Annotated in this window: 24 protein-coding genes; 7 read left to right on the plus strand and 17 right to left on the minus strand. The window is 33.6% G+C overall.

From position 1 onward, the window contains the following. Nucleotides 1-166: 166 nt before the first annotated feature. The 3 genes from B0A66_RS16430 to B0A66_RS16440 all read right to left on the minus strand — a co-directional run bounded on the left by B0A66_RS16430 (nucleotide 167) and on the right by B0A66_RS16440 (nucleotide 2,571). A complete protein-coding gene (locus tag B0A66_RS16430; RefSeq protein ID WP_089050943.1) occupies nucleotides 167-511 on the minus strand; it encodes a HopJ type III effector protein in 345 nt (114 codons plus the stop codon). A gap of 42 nt (nucleotides 512-553) precedes the next feature. Next, nucleotides 554-1,276 carry a 16S rRNA (cytidine(1402)-2'-O)-methyltransferase gene (gene rsmI, locus B0A66_RS16435; RefSeq protein WP_089050944.1) on the minus strand — a complete coding sequence of 241 codons (723 nt, stop codon included), beginning with the start codon at nucleotides 1,274-1,276 and terminating at the stop codon, nucleotides 554-556. Nucleotides 1,277-1,485: 209 nt separating this feature from the next. After that, nucleotides 1,486-2,571: a hypothetical protein gene (locus tag B0A66_RS16440; protein ID WP_089050945.1), complete on the minus strand. Its 1,086-nt coding sequence runs from the start codon at nucleotides 2,569-2,571 to the stop codon at nucleotides 1,486-1,488. 237 nt (nucleotides 2,572-2,808) lie between these two features. Between B0A66_RS16440 and B0A66_RS16445 the strand changes: the two genes are divergently transcribed. Both B0A66_RS16445 and B0A66_RS16450 read left to right on the plus strand, forming a co-directional pair. Continuing rightward, a complete protein-coding gene (locus tag B0A66_RS16445) occupies nucleotides 2,809-3,399 on the plus strand; it encodes a thymidine kinase (protein WP_089050979.1) in 591 nt (196 codons plus the stop codon). 30 nt (nucleotides 3,400-3,429) lie between these two features. Beyond that, nucleotides 3,430-3,864, plus strand: coding sequence for a hypothetical protein (locus B0A66_RS16450; protein ID WP_089050946.1), 435 nt, complete (start codon nucleotides 3,430-3,432; stop codon nucleotides 3,862-3,864). A 190-nt stretch (nucleotides 3,865-4,054) separates the two neighbouring features. On the opposite strand, the gene rpoN is transcribed toward B0A66_RS16450, so the two are convergent. The 6 genes from rpoN to B0A66_RS16480 form a co-directional block, all read right to left on the minus strand. Next, complete coding sequence (gene rpoN, locus B0A66_RS16455) at nucleotides 4,055-5,515, minus strand: RNA polymerase factor sigma-54 (RefSeq protein WP_089050947.1); 1,461 nt, start codon at nucleotides 5,513-5,515, stop codon at nucleotides 4,055-4,057. Nucleotides 5,516-5,674: 159 nt separating this feature from the next. Beyond that, the gene (gene asnS, locus B0A66_RS16460) at nucleotides 5,675-7,120 is read right to left on the minus strand and encodes an asparagine--tRNA ligase (RefSeq protein WP_089050948.1); all 1,446 of its coding nucleotides are present in this window, start codon (nucleotides 7,118-7,120) and stop codon (nucleotides 5,675-5,677) included. A gap of 174 nt (nucleotides 7,121-7,294) precedes the next feature. Further along, nucleotides 7,295-8,365, minus strand: a complete 1,071-nt coding sequence (locus tag B0A66_RS16465; protein ID WP_089050949.1) for a hypothetical protein — start codon at nucleotides 8,363-8,365, stop codon at nucleotides 7,295-7,297. A gap of 5 nt (nucleotides 8,366-8,370) precedes the next feature. Further along, complete coding sequence (locus tag B0A66_RS16470) at nucleotides 8,371-9,462, minus strand: SPFH domain-containing protein (protein WP_089050950.1); 1,092 nt, start codon at nucleotides 9,460-9,462, stop codon at nucleotides 8,371-8,373. 260 nt (nucleotides 9,463-9,722) lie between these two features. Beyond that, nucleotides 9,723-10,532, minus strand: a complete 810-nt coding sequence (locus B0A66_RS22920) for a tetratricopeptide repeat protein (protein ID WP_165766630.1) — start codon at nucleotides 10,530-10,532, stop codon at nucleotides 9,723-9,725. 39 nt (nucleotides 10,533-10,571) lie between these two features. Next, the gene (locus tag B0A66_RS16480) at nucleotides 10,572-12,944 is read right to left on the minus strand and encodes an efflux RND transporter permease subunit (protein ID WP_089050952.1); all 2,373 of its coding nucleotides are present in this window, start codon (nucleotides 12,942-12,944) and stop codon (nucleotides 10,572-10,574) included. A gap of 181 nt (nucleotides 12,945-13,125) precedes the next feature. Here B0A66_RS16480 and B0A66_RS16485 point away from each other — a divergent pair, with 181 nt between their 5' ends. From B0A66_RS16485 to B0A66_RS16500, 4 genes are all read left to right on the plus strand, one after another. Then, nucleotides 13,126-13,455, plus strand: a complete 330-nt coding sequence (locus B0A66_RS16485; RefSeq protein ID WP_089050953.1) for a DMT family transporter — start codon at nucleotides 13,126-13,128, stop codon at nucleotides 13,453-13,455. 55 nt (nucleotides 13,456-13,510) lie between these two features. After that, nucleotides 13,511-14,272: a histidine kinase gene (locus tag B0A66_RS16490; protein ID WP_089050954.1), complete on the plus strand. Its 762-nt coding sequence runs from the start codon at nucleotides 13,511-13,513 to the stop codon at nucleotides 14,270-14,272. After that, nucleotides 14,235-14,954, plus strand: coding sequence for a LytR/AlgR family response regulator transcription factor (locus B0A66_RS16495; protein WP_089050955.1), 720 nt, complete (start codon nucleotides 14,235-14,237; stop codon nucleotides 14,952-14,954). The genes B0A66_RS16490 and B0A66_RS16495 overlap by 38 nt, the downstream gene beginning before the upstream one ends. 202 nt (nucleotides 14,955-15,156) lie before the next feature. Beyond that, nucleotides 15,157-17,427, plus strand: a complete 2,271-nt coding sequence (locus tag B0A66_RS16500; RefSeq protein WP_089050956.1) for a cation:proton antiporter — start codon at nucleotides 15,157-15,159, stop codon at nucleotides 17,425-17,427. Between the two features lie 270 nt (nucleotides 17,428-17,697). Here the strand turns inward: B0A66_RS16500 and B0A66_RS16505 are convergent, their stop codons facing one another. The 3 genes from B0A66_RS16505 to pyrH form a co-directional block, all read right to left on the minus strand. Then, entirely contained in the window at nucleotides 17,698-20,184 is a 2,487-nt protein-coding gene (locus B0A66_RS16505; RefSeq protein ID WP_089050957.1) for a DUF5686 family protein, read from the minus strand. Between the two features lie 118 nt (nucleotides 20,185-20,302). Then, nucleotides 20,303-20,866: a ribosome recycling factor gene (gene frr, locus B0A66_RS16510; RefSeq protein WP_089050958.1), complete on the minus strand. Its 564-nt coding sequence runs from the start codon at nucleotides 20,864-20,866 to the stop codon at nucleotides 20,303-20,305. A 182-nt stretch (nucleotides 20,867-21,048) separates the two neighbouring features. After that, nucleotides 21,049-21,756 carry a UMP kinase gene (gene pyrH / locus B0A66_RS16515; protein ID WP_089050959.1) on the minus strand — a complete coding sequence of 236 codons (708 nt, stop codon included), beginning with the start codon at nucleotides 21,754-21,756 and terminating at the stop codon, nucleotides 21,049-21,051. A 189-nt stretch (nucleotides 21,757-21,945) separates the two neighbouring features. On the opposite strand from pyrH, the gene B0A66_RS16520 reads away from it, so the two are divergent. After that, complete coding sequence (locus B0A66_RS16520) at nucleotides 21,946-22,563, plus strand: thioredoxin family protein (protein ID WP_089050960.1); 618 nt, start codon at nucleotides 21,946-21,948, stop codon at nucleotides 22,561-22,563. Nucleotides 22,564-22,944: 381 nt separating this feature from the next. Here the strand turns inward: B0A66_RS16520 and truB are convergent, their stop codons facing one another. The 5 genes from truB to B0A66_RS16545 all read right to left on the minus strand — a co-directional run bounded on the left by truB (nucleotide 22,945) and on the right by B0A66_RS16545 (nucleotide 26,214). Beyond that, entirely contained in the window at nucleotides 22,945-23,643 is a 699-nt protein-coding gene (gene truB, locus B0A66_RS16525; protein WP_089050961.1) for a tRNA pseudouridine(55) synthase TruB, read from the minus strand. Beyond that, nucleotides 23,643-24,440, minus strand: a complete 798-nt coding sequence (locus B0A66_RS16530; protein WP_089050962.1) for an undecaprenyl-diphosphate phosphatase — start codon at nucleotides 24,438-24,440, stop codon at nucleotides 23,643-23,645. Before B0A66_RS16530 ends, truB begins: the two co-directional genes overlap by 1 nt. Before the next feature lie 109 nt (nucleotides 24,441-24,549). Next, a complete protein-coding gene (locus B0A66_RS16535; protein WP_089050963.1) occupies nucleotides 24,550-24,792 on the minus strand; it encodes a DUF3098 domain-containing protein in 243 nt (80 codons plus the stop codon). Between the two features lie 43 nt (nucleotides 24,793-24,835). Beyond that, the gene (locus tag B0A66_RS16540) at nucleotides 24,836-25,711 is read right to left on the minus strand and encodes a cell division protein FtsX (protein ID WP_089050964.1); all 876 of its coding nucleotides are present in this window, start codon (nucleotides 25,709-25,711) and stop codon (nucleotides 24,836-24,838) included. 155 nt (nucleotides 25,712-25,866) lie between these two features. Then, nucleotides 25,867-26,214: a winged helix-turn-helix domain-containing protein gene (locus B0A66_RS16545; protein WP_089050980.1), complete on the minus strand. Its 348-nt coding sequence runs from the start codon at nucleotides 26,212-26,214 to the stop codon at nucleotides 25,867-25,869. Between the last annotated feature and the right edge of the window lie 145 nt (nucleotides 26,215-26,359).

The following is a 26,359-nucleotide window of genomic DNA, read 5'->3' on the forward strand; positions in this document are numbered from 1 at the left end:
GCTTTAAAATTTTAGATTTCAGACTTTAGATTTTAGATTCATGAAATCGTTTAATTGGGATGTTTTTCTTGCTGTTCTCAGTATTTCTAATTATTAGATTTTTTGAAGATTTTAAATAAGACAATAAAGCTCAAAAAATTTAAAATCTAAACTCTGAAATCTAAAATCACTTAACTTCAAGTGCATTTCCTTCAAACTGAATTCCGTCCCAACCTGAAGTGATAAAATTTCTAATGTTTTGGTGATTTGTTCCGTTTGGATCTCCCAGAACTTCTTCAAAGTAAAAAGCGCCAAAGCAAGCTAACGTTTCTTCTTTGCTTAGATTTTGTAATTTGGCGAAAGAGAATAATTTGCAAGAACCTGAATTTTCTCCGGCTGCATTATGTTGTGTTCCGTTTTGAAAAGCGGTAGGAGTAAAGTTGTAGTTTTCCTCAATTACGGCTATTGTTTCCGGGAATGTTATTTCGTTTGGTGTTTGTTTTACTTTTTCTAAAAAGGCTTGAATGCTCATAATTTTAATCTTTCTTAATCTGTATTGAATTACAGAATGTTTTTATTCTTCATCATCATCCTTCGAAAATTTACTTTTCTTAGGTTCTTTGGTTATTGTTTTTCCGGCTACGACTACGACAATTTCGCCACGTGGCGCCGTTTTTTCGAAATGGGCTAAAACTTCTTTGGCAGTTCCACGTACATTTTCTTCATGGAGTTTAGATAATTCACGCGAAACGCAAACCTGTCTGTCTTCTCCAAAATAGGTGATAAACTCACTTAATGTCTTAACGAGTTTATGTGGAGAAACATACAGAATCATTGTTCTGGTTTCTTCGGCTAAAGCCAAAAATCGCGTTTGACGTCCTTTTTTATCAGGCAGGAAACCTTCGAATATAAATTTATCGTTTGGTAATCCGCTGTTTACTAAAGCGGGAACAAAAGCTGTTGCACCCGGTAAACATTCTACTTCGATTTTATTTTCAACACAGGCACGCGTCAATAAAAAGCCTGGATCTGAAATGGCAGGAGTTCCTGCGTCAGAAATCAGGGCAATGGTTTCACCTGCTTTTAAACGTGCTATTAAATTTTCTGTTGTTTTGTGCTCATTGTGCATGTGATGGCTGTGCATGTGCGTGCCGATTTCAAAATGCTTCAATAGTTTTCCACTCGTTCTGGTGTCTTCGGCCAAAATCAAATCGACTTCTTTCAGAATCCTAATCGCACGAAAAGTCATGTCTTCGAGATTGCCAATTGGCGTTGGAACGATATATAATTTAGACATATTTTTTTAATGTTATAACACGAATTTCACGAATTAGCACAAATTATAATTGCTTTTTAAATTTCACAAAGATTAATTCTTGTTAGTTCTTGAAGTTTATGAAATCAATTTTTTTAAATTTAAAACACGAATTTCACGAATTAGCACAGATTGTAATTGCTTTTAAATTTCACAAAGATTAATTCGTGTTAATTCGTGAAATTCGTGTTTTATGAAAATTTCTTCTCTACAATTCCCAAGAAACGCTCAGCATAATCGTCTTTTCCTTCCCAGTTGTTATAGTCAGGTTTTACCATTTCTTCAATAAAATCTTTTGCTTCCTGATAGTTGTCAAAAGTCAGTAACTGATTCAAAACACGACTGTAGTCTTCAGTACTGTTACTAAAAAGATTTTTAGTAAAAGCAATTCTGTCATTTAGATCGATATGAAAACCTTTGGCTAGTTTTTCGTTTAGCGGAACCGTTTTTGGTTTCACAGGTTCTGTTACAGCCGTTTCTACTTCTGTTTTTTTCTCCTGAAATTCGTTTATTGCCGGAGTTGGAGTAGGGCTTACGTTTTCAAAACTCTCTACTTTTATAAATTGAGGATCTGCGTAGTTGTTTCCTTTAATTCCAAGAATGTCTTCCAGAGAGAAAGATAAAGGTTCTTGTTTAGATGGTGTTTCTGTTTTTGGTGTTTCAACAACTTCTATTTCTTCAGCTGTTAATTCAAAAGCAGGTTTAAAATCAGGAATTGGTTTTAAATCGTTTGTTGTTCTAAACGAAAGTTCGTCAGCAATTTTGGTTTCTTCTTTAACTTCTTCCGGTGCTTCTTCAGATGTCTGTACTTCGATTTCAGCTACAGGAGTTGGAATCGTTTCTGTTACAGGTTCTGAGAATATCGTTGCCGGAATTTCAATTGGCGCGGCTTCTTGTACCGGTTCTACAATTTGATCTTCGGGAATAATTTCTATAGGAGTTGCTTCTATTGTTTCTTCTTTAATTTCCGCAACAGGTTCCGGTTCAGAAACAGTAGCAACAGGCGCTATTTCTTCTGTCACAACAGGTTCGTTAGCAGGAATTACAGTTGCAGCTGTTTCTTCAGTATCAAAAATAACAGCAAGTTCAGCGCTTATTTCACTATGATTGATGGTCGGTTTTACAGTATCGAAGTTTTCATCTACAAACTTAAGTATAGCTAGTTTTTCGTATAATTTCTGCGTCTCAAGATACAATTGATTGATATCGGATTTATTTTTAAGCTTTAAAATTCGATGTGCAATGCTGATTAAATCGGCTTCCAATTTTTTTTTCATAACAGTTGAAATTATAGTGAATACGGTATTTTAGTATGTTTTGTGTTGAATGTCTTTATTTTCGGCAGAAATCAAAGCGGTAAATTTTTATTTCTGTTAATAAGCGTTCGCGAATCTTTGATTTGATAAAAATTTTCTACTTTTGAAAAACGTTAAAAACAGTAATTTTTGACGCCAATTTTATTACCAGTACAAAGTAATAAAAACTATTCATCTTTAAAGGTAGAAAAATACAAAATGTTTCTCGAAAATACAGTAAATCACAAAGAACAGTTTGGTTGGATTGAAGTTATTTGTGGATCAATGTTTTCGGGTAAAACCGAGGAGTTAATTCGCAGATTAAAACGCGCTCAGTTTGCCAAACAAAGAGTCGAAATTTTTAAACCTTCTATTGATACGCGTTATCATGACGAATTGGTCGTATCTCACGATGCTAATGAATTTCGCTCAACTCCGGTTCCCGCAGCTGCTAATATCGCACTCCTTGCACAAGGTTGTGATGTTATAGGCATTGATGAAGCACAGTTTTTTGATGATGAAATTGTTACGGTTTGTAATGATCTTGCCAATCAGGGAATTCGTGTTATCGTGGCAGGATTGGATATGGACTTCAAAGGAAATCCTTTTGGGCCAATGCCGGCACTTATGGCTACAGCAGAATATGTTACGAAGGTTCATGCGGTTTGTACCAGAACTGGAAATCTTGCTAACTACAGTTTCCGTAAAACGGATAATGATAAATTAGTAATGCTGGGTGAAACAGAAGAATACGAGCCACTAAGTCGTGCCGCTTATTATAATGCGATGAAAAAAAGCCAGGAAAAATAAAGCTATATTTTTATAACTAAAAACTACAGGATGCAGGAACCAAAAACGAAAAAGAAATTAACCGCTACCATTATCATAGCAGTAGTAATTGCTGCAGTGTCAGTAAGTCTAATTCAGTATTTCTTTTTTAAGGATGCTGCAAAAGATACCGAAGTAATAGAATTGGTCGCAAAGTACAATAAAAGTTGTCCGTTAGAAATTCAGCCGGGTATTCGTTTAGATAGTGTTAGTCTTCCTGAGGGACACACAATTCAGTACAATCAGACTTTGGTAAATGTAGAAAAAGCAACTGCCGAAATTGATACTATAAAACAAAACATCCAGCAAAGCCTTATTAGCACTGTAAAAGCAAATCCCGGACTTCAAATCTTTCGGGATAAAGAGTTTGTCTTAATTTATCATTATAATGATAGAAAAAAAGACTCTTTATTTCAGATTGCCATTACTCCGGAGCAATATAAATAAGTTAAAGAATTAAAAATTAAAGATATTTGACCTAACGACTTATTAAGCTGTTAGGTCTTTTTTTATTTTAATGATTAATGTAATCTTGATAGTAGTCTTAGCTTTTACTACACTGCATAAAAAAACCTAACAGGTTTTGGAAACCTGTTAGGTTTGTAAAGTTGATATGTTATTGCGAAGATTTGAAAAATTAAATCTTCTTTCTCATTCTCGCTACCGGAATATCAAGCTGTTCGCGGTATTTGGCAATTGTTCTTCTGGCAATAGGATATCCTTTTTCCTTTAGAATTTCTGCCAATTGATCGTCTGGTAAAGGTTTCTTTTTATCTTCTTCTTCAATCGTATTTTGTAGAATCTTTTTAATTTCTAATGTCGAAACATCTTCTCCCTGATCATTTTTCATGGCTTCAGAGAAAAACTCTTTAATAAGTTTTGTTCCGTACGGCGTTTCAACATATTTACTGTTGGCAACACGCGAAATTGTCGAAATATCCAAGCCAACCATATCCGCAATGTCTTTTAAGATCATGGGTTTTAATTTGGTTTCGTCTCCGTCTAAAAAGAATTCTTCCTGATAATGCATAATAGCATTCATGGTTACAAACAGCGTTTCCTGACGTTGTCTGATCGCATCAATAAACCATTTTGCAGAATCCAGCTTTTGTTTGATAAACTGAACAGCATCTTTTTGAGCCGATGATTTATCGCGGGAATCTTTATACGTCTGCATCATTTCCTGATAATCCTTAGAAACGTGCAGAGAAGGAGCATTTCGTCCGTTTAAGGTCAATTCCAGTTCGCCATCGATAATTCTGATTGCGAAGTCGGGAACCACATTTTCGGTTACTTTATTATTTCCTGTAAAAGAGCCGCCTGGTTTTGGATTCAGTCTTTCGATTTCGTGAATTGCTTTTTTAAGCAGCTCATTCGAAACCCCCGATTTTTGCAATAGCTTATCGTAATGTTTTTTAGTAAAAGCATCAAACTGATTTTCGATAATATCAATTGCTAAATCAACATAATCCGTTGGTGTTTTATGCTTCAATTGCAATAACAGACATTCCTGCAAATCACGTGCTCCCACACCCGAAGGTTCAAGCTCATGAATCACATGCAGCATTTTTTCGACCATCGCATCATCCGTATAAATACCTTGCGTAAAGGCCATGTCATCAACAATATCAGCAATGCTTCTGCGGATGTAACCCATATCATCAATACTTCCAACAAGGAATTCAGCTATTTCGCGTTCTTCATCGTTTAAAATAAAAGTATTCAGCTGATTGATTAAATCCTGGTGAAAACTGATTGGAGACGCAAAAGGAGTTTCGCGTTCCTCGTCTTCACTATAATTATTTACCTGAGTTTTGTAGTCAGGTGTATCATCGTCGCTTAAGTATTCGTCTATATTAATGTCGTCAGCTTCGATTCTGTCTGATTCGGCATCATCATAATCGTCGTAGTCTTCATTAGCGAATTCATCAGCTTCGTATTCGTCTTCTTTACCTGCTTCTAAAGCCGGATTTTCGTTCATTTCTTCCAATAAACGTTGTTCAAAAGCTTGCGTAGGCAATTGAATTAACTTCATCAGCTGAATTTGCTGTGGAGATAATTTTTGTGATAATTTTAAATTTAAAAATTGCTTTAGCATTTAGAATGTTTAATCGTTTATTTGTTTAATCGTCAATTTGTTTAATCGTTAAAATCGGCTAACCGAATTAACGATTAACCGATCTAACGTTTGATCTTCTATTCGTTTCTTTGTGAAAAAACGGTTAACCGAATGAACGATTAACCGATTAAACTTTTTTTAAAATTCAGCACTTCCAGGAGTTCTTGGGAAAGGAATCACGTCTCTAATGTTTGTCATTCCTGTTACAAACAATACCAAACGCTCAAAACCTAAACCAAAACCGGCGTGAGTTGCAGAACCAAATCTTCTGGTGTCTAAATACCAGTATAATTCTTCTTCATCGATTTCGAGAGCCTTCATTTTTTCGATTAGAACATCGTAACGTTCTTCTCTTTCAGATCCACCAACGATTTCTCCAATTCCAGGGAAAAGGATATCCATAGCACGAACTGTTTCTCTTCCTGGTTCTGTATTGTCATTCAAACGCATATAAAATGCTTTGATGTTTGCCGGGTAATCAAATAAAATTACCGGACATTTAAAGTGTTTTTCAACTAAGTAACGTTCGTGTTCTGATTGTAAATCAGCTCCCCATTCGTTAATGATATATTGAAATTTCTTCTTTTTATTTGGAGTAGAATCTCTTAAAATGTCAATCGCTTCTGTATAAGAAACACGTTTAAAGTTGTTTTCTAATACAAAGTTCAATTTTTCCAACAAAGCCATTTCGCTTCTCTCCGCTTGTGGTTTTGCTTTTTCTTCTTCTAAAAGTCTTCCTTCCAGGAATTTTAAATCATCCTGACAGTTTTCTAATGCATATTTAATTACGTACTGAATAAAATCTTCAGCCAAATCCATATTGTCATCTAAATTGTTGAAAGCAACTTCCGGCTCAATCATCCAGAATTCTGCAAGGTGACGTGATGTATTTGAGTTTTCTGCTCTAAAAGTTGGTCCAAAAGTATAAATCTGCCCCAAAGCCATTGCAAAAGTTTCTCCTTCTAATTGTCCAGAAACCGTTAAGTTCGTATGTTTTCCAAAGAAATCTTTTTTGAAATCGATGTTTCCGTCTTCTGTTTTAGGCAAATTGTCAAGCGGTAAAGATGTAACCTGAAACATTTCTCCTGCACCTTCAGCATCAGCTCCGGTGATAATTGGCGTGTTAACATACACAAAACCTTTTTGCTGAAAATAGCTGTGAACTGCAAACGAAAGTACAGAACGCACACGCATAATTGCTCCAAAAGCATTTGTACGTACACGTAAATGTGCATTTTCACGTAAAAATTCTAAAGAGTGTTTTTTAGGCTGCATTGGAAATTTCTCTGCATCAGAATCTCCTAAAATTTCAATCTTAGTAACCTGAATCTCGTATTTCTGACCTGCACCTTTGCTTTCTACCAAAGTTCCAATAACAGAAACTGCAGCTCCAGTTGTAATTCTTTTTAGCGTTTCTTCCGGTGTATTTTCAAAATCAACAACACATTGTATATTATTAATTGTAGAACCATCATTAAGCGCAATGAACTGATTATTTCTAAAAGTTCTTACCCATCCTTTTGCATTCACTTCCTGTAGCGTCGTCGTACTGTTTAATAAGTCTTTAACCTTTGTGTGTTTCATTTTTCTGTGTAAAATTGATATTTAATAATAGTATTTCAATTGAAATGCAAATATAATTGATTTGTTTGAAATTGTACTGTTTAAGTTTTTTTTAGCGGTTCTCAGATTGTAAGTTACTAAGATGCTACGTTTTTTGAACTAGTTTCTATATATTTTTTAACAAGTTAAAAATCGTTATAATACAATTATGGCAATGATAATTAAGATCACTACAATAGCGCAAACGATTTGAAATACTAAACTAGTAGGGCTTTCGCCGTAAATTTTTCCATTTCTGCCGTTGATGTAAAAATGATAGATCTTTTCTTTGTAGCGGTACGAGCTCACATATACAGGTACCATAATATGCTTGAATTGAATGTCATCGTATTGTGTATCACAGGTATATATCCTTTGGCGATCTCCACCTATTTCTTCTCTAATTGCTTTGCTGATACGGTTTTCCATTCTTGTTTTTGCATCTGTAAAGCCTTGCTGTAGCGGAATGGTATATTTTTCCGTTATAAAACCAGAAAGATATTGATCGTTTACTTTAACAAGTTCTCTGAAATCCCAAGGTTCGAGTTCTGCTAATCCTTCCGGGCTTATGTTTCCGGACGCAGGCGTAATAATGTCATCAAAATCAACACGAACGGTGCCAAATGTATTTGTCCAGGACGTTTTGGTTACCTCTCTTTCATCGTCACCACTTCCCTCTGTTACGGTATAATCGTCACCGCTTGCACCTGTATAAGCAGAAACTGATTTAGCGTCAAATGTCCAATAAGGGACATAAATTCCTCTTAAATCTATAGGAGTAGGCGCAAATTTTTTAAAATCGCTTGGTGTCAGCCAAAGACTATTTTTCCATTTTTCCAGAATAACAATTGTTTTCTTTTCGTCGATATTAAAGGGCAGTAAATATCCTGGTTTAATAAGACGCTGCTCCGAAATGTCGTCCTCAACCAGAGGATTGGTGCAGTACGAACAATGTAAAGATTTTAAATTCTCATCCACAGAAGAACTCGCTCCGCAGCTTTTGCACGAAATGATTTTCTCTGTTTGTAAATTGAGAGCTTCAAAATTTTCAATGTAGGCATTAAAATCAAGTTCTTCAATAAACGTTTCTTCTTCGTGAATTTCATTCGTAGAAGAACAATAATCGCAAGCCATTGTTTTAGTACCGGGCTTGTATTTTAGCCCGGCACCACAATTTGTACACAAAAAACCTTTGAATGCTGCAACGGTAGTATCTGGATTTTCCATTTATTTTAAATTCCCGGAAGCGGAGGAGGAGATTGCGTTAGTAATTTTTGCAAATGTTCAACAGAACCAGCTTTTTGCCAATCGCTCATGCCTTGATTCCATACTAATGTTTCAGTAGAAAGTTGTCCGTTTTTTACCAGATCAGCAAGTTGCGCGTCGTTAAAAGGTCCTGCTTGTTGATTGTTTATAGCCACAAAAAATGATACGCCATTTGACAAAGGAGGTGGCGATTGCTGATTCTGAGTTGTGTTTAATGACTGTGCCATTTGGTTTGCCATTGCGATACCAGCTCCAAAACCAACACCTGCTCCCGCAGCTCCCGATGGATTATTAGCAGCAATTTCAATAGACTTTGCGGCTTTATATTGTGCAAATTTGTTTAAATCGATTTTATTAAGACGGCTTAATTCAAAAATTTCTTTTTTGATTTCTTCCGGCATTGAAACGTTTTCAATAAGAAATTTGCTAACATCTAATCCGTAAGCGGTGAAATCATCCTTCATGAAGTCGAAAATAACCTTCGAAAGTTCATTTAGATTTGCAGCATAATTTTCAACCGGCAAATTCGCTTCACCAATCGCGTCAGTAAAACGGGTAACAATATTACTTTTTAATTGTTCCGATATTTTTTCAGTTGTGAAATTTCCGTCAGTGCCCACAATTTCTCTAAGGAATATGGCAGCATCACCAACTTTAAAAGTATAAGTTCCAAAAGCTCTGATTTCAAGCATCCCAAAACGGTCGTCGTTTAGTATAATCGGACTTTTAGTTCCCCATTTCTGATCTGTAAAAGTTTTGGTGCTAATAAAATAAACTTCCGCTTTAAAGGGACTATTAAAACCGTATTTCCATCCTTTAAGCGTAGTTAAAATCGGTAAGTTTTGTGTGTTTAGCGTGTAAGTTCCTGGAGTAAAAACATCTGCAATTTGTCCTTCACTTACAAATACAGCTTGTTGTCCTTCTCGAACAATTAATTTTGCATCATTTTTAATTTCATTCTGATACCTTTCAAATCTATAAACTATAGTATTACTGCTATTATCTAGAAATTCAATGATATCGATAAACTCATTACGTAACTTATCAAATATTCCCATGTTTATTTTTGTTTATTTTGAAAACCAAATGTAGGGATATTTACCTTTTTTCAAAATAAAAACTTATGTTTTGGTGCAATATATTAATAAGGAGCTATTTCCCGCTATCCGCTATATCTTTTTGTTTTTAAAGAAAAAACAAAAAGGATGCCGCTGCTATCGGGGCTAGGGGAAAGCTATTTATTAATAGAGGGAAATATTTAGAATGGGAAAAAAAGTAATAAATTAAATGACGTAAATAGAAACGTTTTTTTTAACTATCATTTAGGTGTAAATTGATCTTTTACTTCTTGTGGAATTACATCTTTTTCTTTAATTTTTTCATAAAAATTAAATGCTTTCTTTTTCATTTTATCATCTTTTTTGGTTTCAGAGACTTTTAAAAGAGATAATGAATAATGAATTTTAAAATTAAAGTCCTTTTTATACGAGGAATAAGCATTATCTAAGTGTACTAACGCTTCATCATAATTTTTATTTAATGAAAGCAATATTCCTTTTATATAGAACACGTCGCTTTTTAGCTTGAGATTAATGAGTTTGTATTTATCTATGGCAAGATTTATATTTTCTAATCCATTATCATAGTCTCCCAAAATTGGAGATGTCACTGCAATTCCATAATATCCTTCGGGGCTATCAGGATATAATTTAACTATTTCTTCGTATTTTTTTCTTGCAACTTCAATTGCTTTTTCATTTCCATACTTTAAGCATTCTGCAGCTAAATTTGTTTTAAATTCTATAGATTTGTCATAACTTTTGTCTGCTAACATATAGAATTTAAGTGCATCTTTATCATCTAATAATCTTAAAGTGTAACCAGTGAAAAATAGCGCATCACAAAAAGTAGTGTCTTTTTTATAGGCTTCAAAAAAAACATTTGCAGTTATAGTGAGATATTTTTTATTTAAAGAGGTGTTTAAATAAAGAAACTTTACACCATCATTGAAGAGTTGTAATGCTTCAAGATTTTCCGACTTGCAGTACAGGTTTTTTCCCTCAAAATAATTTTGAGAAAACATTATATTAAAATTCAGTACAAAAAGTATTAGTATCGTTTTTTTCATAAATTAAAATGGAATTTGGATGGAAAGTTTTGGCAACTTTTACTCCTCTAACTCCTCTAACTCCGCTTCTTGTTTCTTCGTTTTCTTCTTCTCGAAAGACAATACCAGCGAAGGTAAAACCACTAAGTTAGCAAACATCGCGAATACCAAAGTACAAGAAATTAATCCTCCTAATGCGATCGTACCACTGAAACTTGATAATGTAAACGTTGCAAAACCTAAGATTAAAACAATAGAAGTATAAAAAGTACTCACTCCCGTTTCTCTTAAAGCACTGAAAACTGACTTTTTAATTTTTCCACGGCTTTGAAGCAGATCATGTTTGTATTTTGCCATAAACTGAATTGCATTATCTACAGAAATTCCAAAAGCAATACTGAATACCAAAATAGTAGAAGGCTTAAGCGGAATTCCAAAATAACCCATTAATCCGGATGTAATACAAAGCGGTAAAATATTTGTGATTAAGGAAGCCAAAACCATTTTGAACGATCTAAATAAATACAAAATAAGAATTGCAATCGTCAGAATAGCAAAAAACAAAGACTCGATTAAGTTATGTGCTAAGTATGAAGTTCCTTTTTGAAACACCAAAGCTTTTCCGGTAATCGTAACTTCGTAACGGTCTTTTGGGAAAATTTCTTTAATTTTTAATTTCAGTTTATTTTCGACTTTCGCCATTTCATCAGTTCCAATATCTTTCATGAAAGTAGTGATTCTGGCATATTGACCAGTCGAATCAACATAAGCTTTCATTAGATTTTCTTTGCTGTTCTTAGTCGCATTTTTAGCATAACTCAAGATGAAAGTCTGCTCCTGCGAAGTAGGTAATTGATAGTACTCCGGATTTCCGTTATAGAAAGCTTGTTTAGAATATTTAACCAGGTTTACAACAGAAACAGGTTTTGCCAGTTCCGGTATTTCAGAAATAGTAGTTTGCAGCTCATCCATTTTGCGAATGGTTGATGCTTTCATAACCCCTTTTTTCTTCTTGGTATCGATCATGATTTCAAGCGGCATTACACCGTTAAATTCTTTCTCGTAGAATAAAATATCTTTAAAGAACGAAGCCGTTTTTGGCATTTCACCAATTAAACTTCCCGAAACTTTCATTTGGCGTACACCATTGATACTGATTAATAAAAGTACAGCATAGATAATGTAAACGATTTTTCGTTTGTTTTTAACCAAGTTCTCAACTCCGTTTAATAAAGTCGAAATATAAGTTTTGGTTAAATGATATAAGTGTTTTTCTTTTGGTAAAGGTAGAAAGCTGTATACAATTGGAACAATAAAAAGTGTCAGCATGTAAACTGAAAGAACATTTATTGAAGTTACCAATCCAAATTCAAAAAGCAATTCGTTACCCGTAATCATAAGCGTTGCAAAACCAATTGCAGCCGTAAGATTGGTCATTAATGTAGCATGCCCAATTTTTGAAATAACACGCTGTAAAGCTTTTGCCTGATTGTTGTGTAATCTGATTTCCTGCTGGTATTTATTAATCAGGAAAATACAGTTTGTAATACCAATTACAATAATTAGCGGAGGAATAATCGCCGTTAGAATTGTGATTTTATAACCAATCAATCCAAGAGTTCCAAACGACCAGGTTACACCAATTATTAAAATACAAATCGAAATAAAGGTTGCTCTGAACGAACGGAAGAAGAAAAAGAAAATCAAAGAAACCGTCAATAATGCAGCACCAATGAAAAGAGCAATTTCGCCTTTCATGTTATCAGCATTGATCGTACGGATGTAAGGCATTCCCGAAACACGTAAATCAATTCCCGTTGTTTTTTCAAACTTAGCAATTTTCGGAACCAGATTATTAAGGATAAATGTTTTTCTCTCAGCCGTATTTACAATCGCTTTGTTGATGTAAACTGCTGAACGGATACTTCCGCTTTCTTTATTAAAAAGTAAACCTTCGTAAAAAGGTAAATTATGAAACAATTCGTATTGAATTCCTTTTAAATATTCGGGATCTATTGCTTTACTTTGGTCAATAAACGGAGTAAGAACAAATTTTTCGTTTACAGTATCTTTTTCTAATTTTTTTAAATCATTTAAAGAAACGACTAAATCAACCTCTTTAGATTTTTTTAATCCCGTCATCAACTCATTCCACGCAGCGTAGTTTTTTGGGGTAAAAAACTTTGGGTCTTTAAAACCAATTACAACCAGATTTCCTTCTTCACCAAACTTATCCAGAAACTTTTGATAATCTTTATTAGCACTATGATCTTTAGGAAGCAAATTGGCTTCGGTATACGTCATAGAAAGATTTTTCCATTGAAAGGCAAGGAAAATAGTAATGGCAGATACAAGAATCAGGATTGTAATTCTATTTTTAAGTATGATTCGGGCTAATTTTTCCCAAAATCCAACGTGTACGGTATTTTTCATAATCTTTAAAATGGATGCAAAGGTAATGAAAAGTGCTAGAAACTAATAATTAATAGGTTAGGTTTTTACCATTTGTTAAACATAAATTAATACCTCTGTTTCGGTAAAATTTCATTTTTTAGGTCAATTTCTATGGTAGCTTTTCTCATATTTGTAGTTGAATTTAAAAAGTAACAAAAAAATGAATTGGATTTTATTAGTAATAGCAGGTCTTTTTGAAGTTGGATTTGCATCATGTTTAGGCAAAGCCAAAGAAACAACAGGAATAATATCGACGTATTGGATGGTCGGTTTTTTCGTTTGTCTTTCAATTAGTATGTTTTTATTATACAAAGCAACTCAGGTTTTACCAATTGGTACCGCTTATGCAGTTTGGACAGGAGTTGGAGCTGTTGGGTCTGTAGTAGTTGGAATCCTTGTTTTTAAAGAGCCGGCGACTTTCTGGAGAATATTTTTTCTGGTAACGTTAATTGCTTCTATCGTAGGATTGAAGTTTGTTTCCAGTCATTAAAAAAAGATTCAGATTGCAGGCAAGTCATTAATTCTTTATTAAATCTTTACCAAACATGCAGGAGAACAACACGATTACTTTTATTTTTTTGGCGATACTGCTTTTGCTGGTCATTATCATTTGTTTTTTGATGTACCAATTGCTGCAATTCAAAAAATCAAAAGAGGATGCAGAAAAAAGTTTTTATGCACTCGAAATGAAAGTGAATGATTTGCAACTGGAAACGTTAGAATCAAAACTGAATCCGCATCTTTTTAAAAATATTCTAAATTCAATTCAGTCTCATGCTTATCAGACGTATTTTGCATTAGACAAACTAGCAAATGTTTTAGATTATATTCTGTACGAAAGCAAAAAGAAATTTGTTACCGCAAAAGAAGAGATTGACTTTGCCTTGAATTTAATCGAGATCAATAAAATAAAAATCAGTCCGCTTTTTGAGTTGAAGATAAAAACCAATATCAACAAAGAAGATAAATTGTATGAACAGCCTTTATTGGCACCATTAATTTCGATTGATTTAATTGAAAATGCGTTCAAACATGCCGATCTTCAAAGTGCAGACGCATTTATTTCTGTCGTATTTGAATTTAGAGACAATGCTTTTTTTATGACGGTTTCGAATAAAATATCAGATAAAAAAGTATTAAAAAAAGAGCGTAGCGGTTTTGGTCACACTACATTAGAACACCGATTACGCATTATCTACAAAAATAATTTCAAACTTGATAAGTTTATAGAAAACGATATTTACATTGCTCATCTTAAAATAGACCTCCTTGAATACAAAACTGAAATGCTTGCTACTGGACGATGAGCTTCCGGGATTAACGTACCTGAAAATGCTCTGCGAACAAATTCCGGAACTGGAAATTGTAAAAACATTTAACAATCCTGAAAAGCTATTGACAGAAATTCCTAATCTCGATTTTGATCTGCTTATTTCAGATATCGAAATGCCGGGAATGGATGGATTGCATCTGGCAGGAATGTTAGAGAACAAGCTGGTCATTTTTTGTACAGCTTATAAAGAATATGCTGCAGATGCTTTTAATATCGATGCAGTAGACTACATTACAAAACCTGTAAAACTGGACCGTTTGCAAAAAGCCGTTTCAAAAGCTTTTGAACGTTTTACTAAACCACCAAAGGCAAAGCAATTCATTCAGCTAAATACAGACAAAGGAAAAACCTTGTTGCATTTTAATGAAATTGTATACATCAAAACAGCGGTTAGCGACAGCCGTGACAAAACCGTTTTACTTACAGACGGCAGTTTTCTGAATTTAAAAAACGTGAAATTCGATACACTTTTGAATGAATTGCCTGATTCAGAATTTTGTCGCATCAATAAAAAAGAAATTGTCGCCGTAAAAGCCATTAAGTTTTTTAATCATACCGAAATTGTTTTACATCAATTAGATAAAAATGATAAGAACAGTACACTAATTCTCAGTGAAACCTATCGTGCTGATTTTTTGAAAAAAGTCAAAATCTAATGTGTCTTTTTTTTTGATATTGGAAGGGATAGTGTCTTGAAAGCATTCCATTTCTGTTGTCAAAATATACTTGTTTATTACATTTAGGGAACTTATTACAAAGTTTTTCGGACTTGTTACATACATTATAAATTAGCCCTAAAAATGCTTTTTCACTTCGCTTTCAGTTTAGATATTTGCGCAATAAATTAAAAAATGAGTTATGAATAATATTAAAAACTCTTTGTTTTACGTAACAATTATTGGAGGTTTTGGAGCGCTTATATATTGGATAATTTCAAAAGGTGCCGCATTAGAAGTAGGACGTGGTATTATCCAGAAAAAAATAGAAAGCAATCACTGGAATGATTTTCTTCATTCTATGGTTGACAACCTGAAACATCCACTAGCTATTTTACTGGCTCAAATCGTAACGATTATTTTAGTTGCCCGTTTGTTTGGGTGGGTTTTTAGAAAAATAGGGCAGCCATCTGTAATCGGAGAAATGATTGCCGGTATTGTTTTAGGGCCATCATTAGTAGGGATGTATTTTCCGGAATTTTCGGGAGCTTTATTTCCAAAAGAATCTTTAGGGAATTTGCAATTCTTAAGCCAGATAGGTTTAATTCTTTTCATGTTTGTTATTGGTATGGAACTGGATTTAAAAGTGCTTAAAAATAAAGCGCATGAATCTGTAGTTATTAGTCACGCCAGTATTGTAATTCCATTTGCCTTAGGATTAACATTTGCTTATTTTATTTACGGAACATTTGCTCCGCAAGGTGTAGAGTTTTCTTCGTTTGGTTTATTTATGGGTATTGCGATGAGTATTACGGCATTTCCGGTTTTGGCCAGAATTGTGCAGGAACGCGGCATGCAAAAAACAAAACTGGGAACGATTGCTATTACTTGTGCCGCTGCAGATGATATTACAGCTTGGTGTATTTTGGCGGTTGTAATTGCAATTGTAAAAGCTGGTTCACTATTAAGTTCTTTATATGTTATCGGTTTAGCTATTATTTATGTTATAGTGATGCTGAAAATAGTTCGCCCTTTCCTTAAACGTGTTGGGGATTTGAACTCAACTCGTGAAAGTCTTAACAAACCTGTTGTGGCTATTTTCTTTTTGACATTATTGTTCTCAGCGTATGCATCTGAATTAATTGGAATTCATGCTTTGTTTGGTGCTTTCTTAGCCGGAGCAATTATGCCGGAAAACAACAAATTCAGAAACATTTTTATTGAAAAAGTAGAAGACGTTTCGATAATCGTTTTATTACCATTATTCTTTGTGTTTACAGGATTACGTACACAAATCGGGTTGTTGAACGATCCTTATTTATGGAAAGTTACCGGAGTAATCATTGTAGTTGCTGTAGTTGGAAAATTCTTTGGTAGTGCATTGGCTGCGAAATTCGTTGGTCAGAACTGGAAAGACAGTTTGGCTATTGGAGCATTAATGAATACACGTGGTCTGATGGAACTTGTGGTATTAAATATCGGATACGATTTAGGCGTGCTGTCTACTGAAATTTTCACCATGATGGTTATTATGGCATTGGTTACCACGTTTATGACGGGTCCGGCTTTAGATTTTATTGGTTATATTTTTAAAGATAAAATGACTGTCATCCCTCAGGAAATCGGAAATAAAAGTAAGTACAAGATTTTGCTTTCGTTTGCAACACCTGAAAAAGGAAAGAAGTTATTGAAAATCGCCAATAGTTTGGTGAAAAAACAAGGAGATAATTCTATCGTTACAGCAATGCACTTGTCATTGAGTACCGAAATACACTCTTTTGATGTTAAAGATTATGAGCGAAAAATGTTGGTGCCTGTAATTGAGGAATCAGAGAAGCTCAACCAGAATATGGTTAGCATTTTTAAAGTAACAAATGATATCGATACAGACATTATAGATGTTACCAATCAAGGAGAATACGATCTGTTATTGGTCGGTTTAGGACAATCAATTTTTGACGGAACTTTACTCGGAAAGATTCTTGGTTTTACAACGCGGATCGTAAATCCGGATCGTTTAATCGATAAGTTCACCGGGAAAGAAGGTTTATTCGAGAATTCTCCATTTGATGAGCGAACACGTCATATTATTGCGAAGTCAAAAACACCGGTCGGAATTTTTATTGATAAGGATTTAGATGAAGTAAATCAGGTTTTTATGCCCGTGTTTGGTAAAGAAGATGCTTTCTTAATTGAATATGCTAAAAAGCTAATCAATAATAATGGTTCTCAAATCACAGTTTTAGATGCAAGTGGCGAAGTAAAAAACACACGCGATATTCAGGAAACCATACGATCGATAGAGCAAATTGCACCAAATCATATTATGATAATGAATGACAGAACAATTAAGAAAGAATTTTTAGAAAGTCAGAACTTAATGATCATAAGTTTAGACAGCTGGAAAAAACTAATTGAGTCGCAAAGCACATGGTTGAATAATACACCATCGGTATTGATTTTAAAACCTTAAAAAAAAGAATCCCAAGTTTCAAAAAACTGAAACTTGGGATTTTTTTTAATTGTGAATTGTGAGTTGTGAATTGTAAGTTGTGAATTGTAAGTTGTGAATTGAGTTGCGATCTATATATGCTATTTTCTAACGATCGCAAGTCTAAAGCCAACGTGATGATAATCTTTGTCGAGTTTCTCATGGAGATCTCAAGATTGGGCTTAAAGCATAACAATCCAAGAATCTAAGAATCCAACAATCTAAAATCTAAAATCTGCAATCTAAAATCTCTTAAATCCCCAAGTCAAGTATATAAGAAATCTTAACAGAAAGATTATCTTCGAATTTTAATAATTGGTTAGGACCATAGCGATAGAATCCGCTTAGACCAAATCCTTTGTAAATTTTGTTTAGTTCAATACCAGATTCAAAATAGCCTTTTGTCAGTGTTTTGTAAATTGGTCCAACATGTTGTTCCGGATTTTTCATGTCTCCCCATGCCATACGTGAAACCAATACCAAAGACGGACGAACTTTTCTGAATAGTTTAATGCGTTCGAAGCCGTGTTTCACCTGAAAGAAAACATATTCACTAGAGAAGAACTCATTAAAATACATGGTTTCAAAACTGTTTCTACCAGAAAAAGTAATACGCTGTATCAGGGTTTCTTTCGTTAGGTTGTTTGGAGCAGTATTGTATAAATGCGTTAGAGGAATGTCACCCAAAGCATAACCACCTTGCAAAAGTAAACTTGTTCTTTGACCGTTCAGGAATTTTTTCTCATATTCAGTCTTGAAATCTATTTTACTAAACGTAAAGTCATTTTGTAAAACGTCTGGTAATGATTGCGTGTATTGTAATGTAAATCTCGGAAATCGTTTGTCAGCTTCATTTCTTCCTGTTGGTGTCTGCATAAAATCGCTAAACGGCGCCCAGACAATCGACAACATTGCTGTAGTCATGACATAGTTAGAATACAATCTTCCGTGTAGATAGTACAGATAATCGAATTTTGGTTCAATATAATTTCTGGACAATTCTAAAACTGCTTCCGTTTTCGGTATAATTTTAGTCTGAAGATTCGTCTTCCAGCTAATATACTCGTAAAAAGTACTGATGTTAATCGGACGTGGATCATAGATTTTGAAAACACGTTTGTCAACAGCAAAAACAGTACTCGCGATTTCTCGTACATCATCTGTAAATGATCCATTAATCCAGGTATTGGTATTTTTATCGAGTAAAAAACCTGTTCCCACGCTATATTTTAAAACCCCGTCTTTTGTACCGTAGGCAGTATAAGATTCTATTCTGAAATTTTTCGAAAAGCGATCGTTGGTAATACCGCCAAGTCCTAATCGAAAACCTTCATAATTATTAAAACTAATTACTTTTTTTAGATCGAGATCAACAGGTCCTATCGGAATATAACCATTTATGATTTTTCGCCCAAAACCAAGTCGTTTTTCGACTCTTTTCTTAACCGAAATACTATCGAGCAGCTGATATGTTTTTTGTCCTTTTAAATCAAGAGTTTCAGTTCGGTTGTCATTCCAGAAAGCTTCCGGTTTTTTATGAGCATCCTCTTTGATCTCGATATAAAGTGCCGGGTTTTTAATATCCGGATTTGTATTGTAATGAATGTCGTAATTGTTACTTGCAGAAAGTAAATAGGTAAAATCAGAAGCCGCTTTTTTTCTGGACTCATTGTATTCTTCAGCATCTGCGTCAAATTGAATTGTACCGCCCAGAATTTTGATGTCTTCGTCGTTTTTTCCTTTTACAATTTTAAAAGTCGTATTGCTTTGAAACCATACTTTTTCCTCAGGAACATATTCAAATTCGTGAATCCCGCTAATATCCAAAACACCTTTAATTCGCATAACCGCTTTGGCTACTGCAAAACTTTCAGGATCGATATACAAAACACCTTCTAATCCGGTTGATTTCTTTTTCTTGAAATAAATCATGTAGGTACTGCGGCCTTTTATGGCAACCGTATCTAATATCTTGTAATTATAATCTTTTAGCGCACTATTAGAAATAGGACTTTCATATTTGGTTTCCAGTAATTCGTATTTTGAATCGTAAATCGAAATGGATTGCAAATTGAATGCGATTATTTCATAAACAGGCAGTTTAAAACCGGCCATTTTAGTACCCAGAATTGTTTCTTTAAGTTTTCGATTGTTGAATTGATACTGCGATATCTTTTCAGTTTGAAATAAATGCTGTTTGGTGATTATTTCTTTAAACTTATAATCGGAGGAATCAATATTGGTACGTTTCTTTTTCAGATCCTTGTAAACTGCTGAGGTGTCGATTCTGCCATCTATAGAATCCGGACTTGCAGTAACAATTAATTTGTTGTAGGTTTTGTATTCAAAACTTTTTAGCTTTGTTTGGGGATTGTTTTTGTTCTTATTAGCAATTACTTTTCTTATAATTATCGAAACAGGACTTTCATTAGCAATAACAACTTCCTGCAGATTGTCTGTTTTTTGGACAAGAGCAACTGTGTAATATTTTTTATTTGAATTTAAATTTACAGTCTTGGTTTCGAAACCAATATAAGAAATAGAAAAAGTGCTTGCGCCAGGCGCTATATCGAGAATAAATTTTCCGTCAACGTCTGTAATAGTATGCTGTTTATTAGAAGTAGAAATTGTTGCAAAAGGAAGCGGTTTATTGTTACCGTCATTTACAATTCCGTTGATCTGAAACTGCGCTTGTGTAGTAAGGGTAAAAAAGAATGTTAATAAACAAAATAGCTTCATACTCAGGATTATGGTTTCAAAACGGAAACATTTTAATTTTGGTATGCAAAAGTAAGGATAAAAAAAATCCGTCTAGTAAAATTTAACTAAACGGATTTTTATTTTGTACAGAATAAAACTACACTTTCATTATTTCAGCTTCTTTTGCTGCTAAAAGTTCATCAATTTTCTTGATGTATGTATTTGTTAAGTTTTGAACTTGCTCTTCTGCAGATTTACAAATGTCTTCAGAAGTACCGTCTTTCTCTAATTTTTTGATATCTGTATTCGCATCTTTACGAACGTTACGAACCCCAATTTTAGCATCTTCTGCTTCAACTTTTGCTTGTTTAGCTAAATCTCTACGACGCTCTTCTGTTAAAGGCGGAACGCTAATAATGATTACGTCTCCGTTATTCATTGGGTTGAAACCGATGTTTGCAATCATGATCGCTTTTTCGATTGTTTGCAACATGTTTTTTTCAAAAGGCTGCAATGTAATTGTTCTTGCATCAGGAACACTAATTTTTGACACTTGCGAAAGTGGTGTTGCAGATCCGTAATAATCTACGAAAACACTACCCAACATTGCTGGAGAAGCTTTTCCTGCACGAATGTTAAGAAATTCTTTCTCTAAATGGGCAATCGAACCGTTCATAGATTCTTCAGTGCTATCTAATATAAATTCTATTTCTTCAGTCATTTTTTTTAGATTTTTAGATTTTTTGGATGATTGGATTTTAAGATTTCCCTAAAAGCCCAGCATCTAAATGTACTAACTAATATAATTTTATTTTTTATGATTGTTGATGAACAGATTGTCAAATTCTAAAATCGAATAATCCAGAAATCAAACAATCTAATAATCCAGGTAATCTAACTAATCTAGATATTTACTACAGTTCCGATGTTTTCACCATCACAGATTTTTAGTAAATTTCCAATTTTGTTCATATCGAAAACTACGATTGGTAATTTATTTTCCTGGCTCAGTGTAAAAGCAGTGGTATCCATTACGTTTAATCCTTTTTTAAGAACATCATCAAACGAAATGAAATCGAATTTTACTGCTGCAGCATTTTTTTCAGGATCAGAATCATATACTCCGTCAACACGTGTTCCTTTTAGAATAACATCTGCATTGATTTCGATACCTCTTAAAACAGCTGCGGTGTCAGTAGTGAAGTAAGGATTTCCTGTTCCTGCTCCAAAAATTACAATTCTGCCTTTTTCAAGATGACGATCTGCTCTTCTTTTAATGTATGGTTCTGCAATAGATTCCATTTTTAAAGCAGTCTGCAAACGTGTTTTCATTCCTTTGTCTTCAAGGGCACCTTGTAAAGCCATACCGTTGATAACCGTAGCAAGCATTCCCATATAATCGCCTTGTACTCTATCCATACCGGCACTTGCTCCTGCAACGCCTCTAAAAATATTTCCTCCTCCAATAACAATGGCAATTTCTACTCCTTTATTGTGAATTTGCTTAATCTCATCAGCATATTCAGCTAATCTTTTTGGGTCAATTCCGTATTGTAAATCACCCATTAAGGCTTCGCCACTCAATTTTAGAAGAATTCTTTTATATTTCATGTGTGTTGCGTTATTTTGTGCAAATATAGACATATTCTGTTTTTTTAAAATAGCTTTTAAAAAAATTAATTGTTCTTTTTATTCTTAAATTTATAAGGTTTTTTATTGTGATTTTCTTTCAGTGTGATAAAAGTCATAGTGATTCCCTTTTTGAATCTTTAATTTTATGGTATTAAAAACGAAAGAAGTATGAAAAGTATTGTAGCCAAAGCATTATTCAACAGTCATTCTTATGCAGAATATAGAAAACTAGTTACGGATTTGTTGTCTGAAGAAAAATCCACAGGCAACGAACAATCGGAGAGTTTAACGAATTACTCCAAATTGAATGAAGCCAGAATGAACAGGCTTGATAAAACAATTAAAATTTCAGAGGAAACCATTTCTAAACTGCAAAAACTAGATCATCAGTACATTTGGCTTGTTATTTCCGAAGGATGGTGTGGCGATGCAGCACAAATTCTTCCCATCATTAATAAAATGGCTTTAGCATCAGATAAAAAAATAGATCTAAGAATTGTTTTACGAGATGAAAATGATGATTTGATGCAGCAATATCTAACAAATGGCGGAAAAGCGATTCCTAAACTCATTGTAATTTGCAAAGAAGCCGGAATTGTACGTGCAGATTGGGGACCAAGACCTAAAGGCGCCATAGATTTAATAGCGAACTACAAAAAAGAATTTGGTGTTATCGATGATAAGATTAAAACCGATTTGCAATTGTGGTATTTAGGCGATAAAGGAATTGCTGTACAGGACGAACTAATGCAAATAATGGAAAATATAAAATACAACAGATTGTAGTAGTATTTGTTTTGTAGCTTAAAACGGTAGTAAAAAAGTTAATTACTTGTAAATAAGCACTTTGTTTTCTTAAAATTTTCTTAAAATTTGTTTTTAAATAAAAGTTTTGTGTATCTTGGTATTATAAATATGAGGCCCACATCTATTATTTATTTTCTGATTTACTGTTTTTATTGGTGAATGTTTTAATGTTTAATTATTAAAAATACACTATTATGAAAAAGTTATTCGAAAGATTTTACGATTTTTTTTCTAAAGAATTGTTTGGCGGCAAAAGAATGTCACAGTATCTTTAAAAAGGTGAGCAAATATGGAATATTATTATTTCAGATTGGAATTTGGCACATTACATCATATAGTTTTGTAATGTGCCAATTTTTTTTATTTTAACTTTAAAAGTTCTTCTTCAAATAAAGTAATGTCAATAGCATTTTTAACATCGTATTCTCCAATTTTAGTTCGGCGCAATACTGTTAAATGCGATCCTGAATTCATAGCTTTTCCAAAATCATAGGCTAAAGAACGAATGTAAGTTCCTTTACTGCACACCACTCTAAAATCGATTTCCGGCAAAGCAATTCTCGTTATTTCAAATTCGTGAATCGTCGTTTTTCTGCTTGCAATTTCTACCGTTTCTCCCGCACGTGCATGTTCATATAAACGAACACCGTCTTTTTTTATGGCAGAAAAAATGGGTGGTTTCTGGTCTATTTCACCAAGAAATTGTTTCACTGTTTCATGAATCAACGCATCATCAATATGAGAAGTTGGGTAAGTTGCGTCAATTTCCGTTTCTAAATCATACGATGGAGTAGTAGCTCCAATATAAAAAGTTCCAGTATATTCCTTCGCTTGTCCTTGAAGTTCTGAAATTCTCTTTGTGAATTTCCCAGTACAGATTAGCAATAAGCCTGTTGCCAATGGATCTAAAGTTCCGGCGTGACCAATTTTAAACTTTTTTGGAAGTCCAACTTTATTAATTAAAAGATATTTTAGTTTATTGACAGCTTGAAACGAACTCCATTTTAAAGGTTTGTCTATCAATAAAACTTGTCCGTCCAGATATTCTTCAGTTGTCATTATATAATCGTAAGGGGATGAATGAAAAAGTGAATCAATAATAAAATGATTCCGGCAATGATTCGGTAATAACCAAAAACTTTAAAGCCATTTTTAGTTAGAAACCCAATAAAGGTTTTAATAGCTAAAAGCGCTACAATAAACGCAACAACATTTCCAATAACCAATAAATTAACCTGATCGTGAGATAGTTCGAATCCGGCTTTGTAATAATCGTAGCATTTTTTTGCCGTTGCTCCTAACATAGTTGGTACAGCAAGAAAGAATGAGAATTCTGCAGCTGTAGTTCTGCTTAGTTTTTGAGACATTCCACCTACAATACTGGCGCCACTTCTTGAAACTCCAGGAATCATAGCCAAACATTGAAATAATCCAATTTTTAGCGCTTGTAAATAAGTGATCTCCTGTGGTTTTTCGGCAGTATCAGGTGTGTTAAACCATTCGTCTACTTTCAATAAAATGATTCCACCAATTAAAAGTGAAACAGCAACAGTTACAGGGTTTTCTAATAAGTCATCGATAAAATCACTTAACAATAATCCTAAAACGACAGCAGGAATAAAAGCAACCAAAAGCTTGAAGTAAAAATCAAGTGTCTGAAAAAAACGTTTAAAATATAAAACTACTACCGATAGTATCGCACCCAGTTGAATAACGATTGTAAAAAGTTTAGTAAAATCGTCATGCGCAATTCCGAAAAAAGAAGACGCAATAATCATGTGGCCAGTTGAAGATACAGGTAAGAATTCTGTAATTCCTTCAATTATGGCAAGGATAATAGCTTGTAATGTATTCATTTAGTTTTTGAGATTGTTAGATTTTTAGACTTCTTAGATTGTTGGATTTTTAGTAAAGAGCAATTTCTAATGATCTAAAAATCTAATATTCTAAGTTGTCTAAGAAAGTCTATTTAGATTTTTTGAAAATAGAATAAATTGTAATTCCAAATCCGATTAAAACCGTCGTAGGCGCTAAACGAATACGTCTAAAATTGAAAATTTCTTCATTAAAAACATTCGGATCATTACTTCCTCCACCAGACATTAAGATAAAACCCAATGCAATAACGGCAATCCCAATTAATAAGATCTTGTAGTTGACAGTGTCAAAAAGAAATTCCTGTTTTTTTTGTTCTTCTTTATTTTTCATTTTTGTTTTTAAAAAATTCTAATATCATTGCTGCAATCTAAAATTAATACAGATCGTCAGTTCTTAAGTTTAGGAAACGTTGTGTTGCAAAGTGTGTACTCAGCCAAGTAATTAGAACACCTAATCCAAAAACGGCAAGTAATACTAAACCAATTAGGATCTTATCTTCTAGGATTCCCAATCCAGGGAAATTTGATTCTACATAAAATAAAAGTCCAACTAAAGCGATGATGGCTAAGCCGGCACCAAGAATTCCTAACTTTACGCTTCGCATTACAAATGGTTTACGAATAAATGATTTTGTAGCACCTACCATTTGCATTGTTTTAATGATAAAACGGTTAGAATGTATAGAAAGACGTAATGAACTGTTGATTAATAAAACAGCGATCACAGTTAAGAAACCACTAATAATCAAAATCCACATACTAACTTTTTTGATATTGTCGTTTACCAGATTTACTAATTGTTTGTCGTAAACAATATCAGAAATCATAGCGTTTTTGCGTAAGTTACTTTCAATTTCAAGAATGCTGTCACGTTCCACATAGTCTGCTTTTAGGTGAATATCGTAAGAGTTCAATAACGGATTTTCTCCTAAGAAAGTCAGGAAATCTTCACCGATAATATCAGTGTGTTCTTTTGCTGCTTTTTCTTTGGTAACATAAACATAAGATCTCGCAAAAGGCGCTTTTTTTAGTTCCGTATTAAATGCTTTGATAACACTATCATTAGCTTCATTTTTAAAGAAAACCGTCATTGCGATTTTTTCTTTAAAATCATCAGCCAGTTTTTTAGAATTGATAATAAATAATCCCAGCACTCCCAAAAGGAAAAGTACCAGAAAAACACTTAATACAACCGAAAAATAGGAGGAAATTAACCTGCGTTTTTGAAATTTATCAAAGTTAGAACTCATAGTATGCTTAAATTATGTGGTAAAAATAATAAAGAATTTCTTTATTTGAAGCTAATAACGACCAAACTTTTAACTTCGTATCATAAATATACGATTAGATATTGAAATGAACGCTAATAAAATCGGCATTAAGTTGTAATAGGAAGCTGTTTTACTTAAAATTTTAAATTTTGAGTTTCTTTTTCAGCAAAATCTTTAATTCGTTTTTCAATTTCGTAAAAGATAATAATAGCTTTTTCACCAGCTTCAGTCAGTTTTGCGCCACCGCCGCCTTTTCCGCCAAGAAGTTTTTCTACCAATGGGTTTTCTGCACGCTGATTCATTTCTTCCACCAATTGCCAGGCTTGACGATACGCCATTTTCATTTCTTTTGCTGCATTGGTAATCGATCCGGTTTTTCGGATGTTTTCGAGGAGCCAGATTTTTCCAATTCCTAAAAAGGGACCTTCGGCTTCTTCAATCCAGAGTCGGACTTCAACAGAATATTTTTTATTGTTTTTCATTTTCTCTTTTAAAAACACCTCTAAAATAATCAATTTCGACATAAAATTATTTTTTGCAATTGTTTAAAAATCAGAAAGAGAAGAAATGTCGCTAGATACTTAAATGAAAAACTTACTATTCATGCTTGTTTAAAGTCTAATTTTA

Origin of the sequence: Flavobacterium hercynium (assembly GCF_002217285.1) — a bacterium.
Classification (GTDB): domain Bacteria; phylum Bacteroidota; class Bacteroidia; order Flavobacteriales; family Flavobacteriaceae; genus Flavobacterium; species Flavobacterium hercynium.

Excerpts from the sequence above, each read along its gene's own strand:
- B0A66_RS16520 (WP_089050960.1), top strand. The coding sequence starts at position 21,946 with ATGAAAAGTATTGTAGCCAAAGCATTATTCAACAGTCATTCTTATGCA.
- B0A66_RS16450 (WP_089050946.1), top strand. The coding sequence starts at position 3,430 with ATGCAGGAACCAAAAACGAAAAAGAAATTAACCGCTACCATTATCATA.
- rsmI (WP_089050944.1), bottom strand. The coding sequence starts at position 1,276 with ATGTCTAAATTATATATCGTTCCAACGCCAATTGGCAATCTCGAAGAC.
- B0A66_RS16535 (WP_089050963.1), bottom strand. The coding sequence starts at position 24,792 with ATGAAAAATAAAGAAGAACAAAAAAAACAGGAATTTCTTTTTGACACT.
- B0A66_RS16530 (WP_089050962.1), bottom strand. The coding sequence starts at position 24,440 with ATGAATACATTACAAGCTATTATCCTTGCCATAATTGAAGGAATTACA.
- frr (WP_089050958.1), bottom strand. The coding sequence starts at position 20,866 with ATGACTGAAGAAATAGAATTTATATTAGATAGCACTGAAGAATCTATG.
- rpoN (WP_089050947.1), bottom strand. The coding sequence starts at position 5,515 with ATGCTAAAGCAATTTTTAAATTTAAAATTATCACAAAAATTATCTCCA.
- B0A66_RS16490 (WP_089050954.1), top strand. The coding sequence starts at position 13,511 with ATGCAGGAGAACAACACGATTACTTTTATTTTTTTGGCGATACTGCTT.
- B0A66_RS16430 (WP_089050943.1), bottom strand. The coding sequence starts at position 511 with ATGAGCATTCAAGCCTTTTTAGAAAAAGTAAAACAAACACCAAACGAA.
- B0A66_RS22920 (WP_165766630.1), bottom strand. The coding sequence starts at position 10,532 with ATGAAAAAAACGATACTAATACTTTTTGTACTGAATTTTAATATAATG.
- B0A66_RS16540 (WP_089050964.1), bottom strand. The coding sequence starts at position 25,711 with ATGAGTTCTAACTTTGATAAATTTCAAAAACGCAGGTTAATTTCCTCC.
- B0A66_RS16470 (WP_089050950.1), bottom strand. The coding sequence starts at position 9,462 with ATGGGAATATTTGATAAGTTACGTAATGAGTTTATCGATATCATTGAA.
- B0A66_RS16485 (WP_089050953.1), top strand. The coding sequence starts at position 13,126 with ATGAATTGGATTTTATTAGTAATAGCAGGTCTTTTTGAAGTTGGATTT.
- B0A66_RS16480 (WP_089050952.1), bottom strand. The coding sequence starts at position 12,944 with ATGAAAAATACCGTACACGTTGGATTTTGGGAAAAATTAGCCCGAATC.
- truB (WP_089050961.1), bottom strand. The coding sequence starts at position 23,643 with ATGACAACTGAAGAATATCTGGACGGACAAGTTTTATTGATAGACAAA.
- B0A66_RS16500 (WP_089050956.1), top strand. The coding sequence starts at position 15,157 with ATGAATAATATTAAAAACTCTTTGTTTTACGTAACAATTATTGGAGGT.
- B0A66_RS16440 (WP_089050945.1), bottom strand. The coding sequence starts at position 2,571 with ATGAAAAAAAAATTGGAAGCCGATTTAATCAGCATTGCACATCGAATT.
- B0A66_RS16445 (WP_089050979.1), top strand. The coding sequence starts at position 2,809 with ATGTTTCTCGAAAATACAGTAAATCACAAAGAACAGTTTGGTTGGATT.
- B0A66_RS16465 (WP_089050949.1), bottom strand. The coding sequence starts at position 8,365 with ATGGAAAATCCAGATACTACCGTTGCAGCATTCAAAGGTTTTTTGTGT.
- pyrH (WP_089050959.1), bottom strand. The coding sequence starts at position 21,756 with ATGAAATATAAAAGAATTCTTCTAAAATTGAGTGGCGAAGCCTTAATG.
- B0A66_RS16505 (WP_089050957.1), bottom strand. The coding sequence starts at position 20,184 with ATGAAGCTATTTTGTTTATTAACATTCTTTTTTACCCTTACTACACAA.
- B0A66_RS16545 (WP_089050980.1), bottom strand. The coding sequence starts at position 26,214 with ATGAAAAACAATAAAAAATATTCTGTTGAAGTCCGACTCTGGATTGAA.
- asnS (WP_089050948.1), bottom strand. The coding sequence starts at position 7,120 with ATGAAACACACAAAGGTTAAAGACTTATTAAACAGTACGACGACGCTA.